Below are 3,319 nucleotides of genomic sequence, written 5' to 3'. Positions count from 1 at the left end.
TGTCGAGTTTCCTAGTCCAAAACAGTAAATATTGTAGTCACAACACGTTTTTAGGCTCATGACGGGTTAGCCCCTGTGTCATGGGCTTTTTTAGGCCTTTGCTGTGTCTACCACTGTACAATGCCAGTAAATACAAAGAGTTTCTTGCCCTCAAAGATATCTCCTTTTCCCTTTCACAGGGCAAGACATATGGCCTGATTGGCAGAAATGGAGCAGGTAAAACTTCATTGCTTTCGCTGCTGGCGTCATATCGCCTGCCCACATCAGGCTCCATCAAGATTGGCGGTCAGCAGCCATTTGAGAATCGGGAAATTATGGCCAGGGTCTCTTTCATCCATGAAACCGATTACAGTGACGAAAGTGAACCGGTCATGAGTTATTTTGAGGACGCAGCCCGCTATCGGCCATACTTTGACTTAGAATATGCGAAAGAATTGGCAGGCAGATTTAAGCTGCCACTGCAGAAAGCGATAAATGAGTTATCCAGCGGAAAACAATCTGCCCTCAATGCGACATTGGGCCTTGCCAGTCGTTCCCCGGTGACAATCTTTGACGAAGTTTATCTGGGAATGGACGCCCCCACCAGAGACCTTTTCTACAAAGAAGTGCTGGAGGAGCAAGCACGGCACCCACGGATTTTGATTTTGTCCACACACCTGGTCTCGGAGATGGAATATCTCTTTGACCACGTGCTAATGTTGGACCGGGGTCAACTAATAATTGATGAACCTTATGATGAAGTAATCGACAGGGGGGCATCTGTCACTGGCCCTGCCGAAGCAGTTGACCAATTTGTTCAGGACCTGGAGCAGTTAAACGTTCGGCAACTGGGTGGCACTAAGTCGGTGATGATTTACGACGCGCTTAGCGACAATCAACGTAATAATGCGGAAGAACTTGGACTGGAGCTTGGCCCGGTGGCACTCCAGGAACTGTTCATCCATCTGACCCGGGAGGAGGAGTAATATGAAATTCTTAGATTCTGTAAAAGCCAAAGTTGCCATTGATATGTTTACGATCCAGATGGGGTGGTCACTCTGGTTTATCCCGATTGTGCTGGTGGTAAACATCCTAGTGAATCAATTTGTGCCAGAGGTACAGGAACGGGGTTTGAGTTTCATCGCTTTCATCTTCCAGCCAGCGAAAATATACATGCTGGTGATTGGGATAATTTCCGGCTTCGCTTTCCTCAGTCATTTCATCAAGAATGGCATCATCCGCAAAGACTACTTTTCCGGTTCAGCCATTGCCGCTGCAGGGGTTGCCCTGGGCATAATCGTCATTTCGGCAGTAATTACAGTAGTGATGATGCTCTTTGATTGGTTTGCCGCCTCCCCGCCCAGTAACATCGATTTCCTTGAGGCAACATCCTCTGCCTGGCTAGTCCCGATTCTTGCCCTCAGCCTGATTACTTTCTCTTACTATATTGCGGGCTGGATAATTGCTGTCGGCTTTCAGCGCTTTGGCGGTTGGGGCATCGGATTCGTCGGCATTGCTATTGTTCAAACAATACTGACAGATATACTTTGGGAAGGACACCCGACACACCCTTTGACCGGGTTTATCAGGATTACCCTCCCCGACCTCTCAATTCCGACAGCACTTGCGGGTACAACCTTGATAATTGGACTCGGATTATGGTTACTGCGTGCAACAACCAGACGGATGCCGATTACACCAGAGTAGTACAAAAAGCGCTCACACCAGAAATTGGTGGAGCGCTTTTTCTCTTTGCCATATAAGATTTTTCATAATGAGGAGTTACAACGAATACTCTTTTGAATGGGATAAGCTATATCACTCACCTTAGACTGGGCTGGTGAGTATTTGTAAAACTGTCTTGTTAAGATATTTATTCCCGGGGAAGCAGTTCTATCCTGATAAATTCTCCTGAATCTCCCCCTACTTCGGGGTCTCCCCCTGCTACGTTGAACTGAAGGTAGTCTTCGTCAATGTAGTAAGTAAATTGGGCTTTCTCCTCCGAATTGTTAGCAATCCAAAACTCACCGCTACCCTGGGAGGCGGTATACCGAAAGTTAAAGGTAACCTCTTCCACTGCGGCAAAATAACCAATTCCCATTTTGCCGTCATCGGTTAACACTAAAACGTCGCCATAATCCACATTCAACCAGTGGCCCACCAGTTCCTCATCGACGGAAGAGGCACATCCAGCCCCAGCCAAAAGAACAAACAAAAGTGATATAAAGCAGACTTTTCTCATTTTCCACCAGCCTCCTCAGTAGAATTTTCTCCCTGTTCTGCTAATAACAATATATCACTTCAAGAGTGACTTCAACAATTATCTTGTTAGATTACCCCGCGTCCTGAACTTCATTTATCAAATCAGTGCAAAAAGCAGGTCACAGCCCTATACCATATTGCGAATGCGATATCCTCATTAAACTATCAAAAATATTTATCATACTAAATAACTAATTATAGACACTTGCGCCCCTATGCACTCTAGTCAACCTAGAGCCAAAGCATAAAAAATTTTTACTTTTTTGATTTCAAATGCAGGAATTTGGGGTCCGGCATTGTATATATGTTAATTAAGGAATATCTTAACACAAGCACTAATTGAGCCACATTTTTAATTTTTAACTCACGTTTCGCAGGTGTAAAACACCTGTAACCCCCTGACTTTATTGGGCTCAACTGTGTACAAAAACACCCCTTGCTGGTAAAATGGAAGTGCCAAAACCCCAACAACCAGCGAAAGGGTGTTCTTGCACTACCATGTTACCAAATAATCTGCTTGATGAAAACACTGCCCCAGTCTTCAATTTCAGCTTTTCTGAAAGAAGCCCGCATCACAACCATTCTGACTCAATCTAATGGACGCAAAGAAAAAGGTATTCCCAGCAGTGATGTGTTTATGTTTCTGTTCTCTCTGGCCTTTACTGGCAAACCATTTCTTCGCCTGTTATCGAGTACCCAAGCCGTAGCCAAAGATACCGTCTATCGGTTTCTGAAATCGCCGCGCACTAACTGGAGGAGGTTTCTGTTTATCCTCAGTTCTCATGTGGTCTTTCAGAAACTGCAGTCGCTAACCTCTGATGAGCGGGAAGAAGTACTAATCATTGACGATTCCGTATACAGTCGTGCCAGAAGCAAGTCTGTTGAGTTGTTAGCTAAGGTTTATGACCATGTTGAGCACCGGTTTAATAAAAGGGTTTCGCATGCTCACCTTGGGATGGTCCGATGGCAACAGCTTTGTACCGTTGGCGTTTTCTCTCCTTAGCTCCGAGAATGGCAAGAACCGAATAGTAGAAACCTCTGACATGGATAAGCGTCTCAACGGTTATAGGCGTAGACA

General features: G+C 45.3%; 3 protein-coding genes. 2 read left to right on the top strand and 1 reads right to left on the bottom strand.

Annotated features, from left to right (window positions below):
* Positions 1-80: 80 nt before the first annotated feature.
* Entirely contained in the window at positions 81-965 is an 885-nt protein-coding gene (locus FH749_14860; GenBank protein MTI96730.1) for an ABC transporter ATP-binding protein, read from the top strand.
* A gap of 1 nt (position 966) precedes the next feature.
* A complete protein-coding gene (locus FH749_14855) occupies positions 967-1,686 on the top strand; it encodes a hypothetical protein (GenBank protein ID MTI96729.1) in 720 nt (239 codons plus the stop codon).
* A gap of 166 nt (positions 1,687-1,852) precedes the next feature.
* On the opposite strand, the gene FH749_14850 is transcribed toward FH749_14855, so the two are convergent.
* Entirely contained in the window at positions 1,853-2,221 is a 369-nt protein-coding gene (locus FH749_14850; GenBank protein MTI96728.1) for a hypothetical protein, read from the bottom strand.
* Positions 2,222-3,319: the final 1,098 nt, after the last annotated feature.

The organism is Bacillota bacterium (assembly GCA_009711825.1).
Lineage (GTDB): Bacteria > Bacillota > Proteinivoracia > UBA4975 > VEMY01 > VEMY01.
This window is presented reverse-complemented; position numbering and strand designations above follow the sequence as displayed.

Excerpts from the sequence above, each read along its gene's own strand:
- FH749_14860 (MTI96730.1), top strand. The coding sequence starts at position 81 with ATGGGCTTTTTTAGGCCTTTGCTGTGTCTACCACTGTACAATGCCAGT.
- FH749_14855 (MTI96729.1), top strand. The coding sequence starts at position 967 with ATGAAATTCTTAGATTCTGTAAAAGCCAAAGTTGCCATTGATATGTTT.
- FH749_14850 (MTI96728.1), bottom strand. The coding sequence starts at position 2,221 with ATGAGAAAAGTCTGCTTTATATCACTTTTGTTTGTTCTTTTGGCTGGG.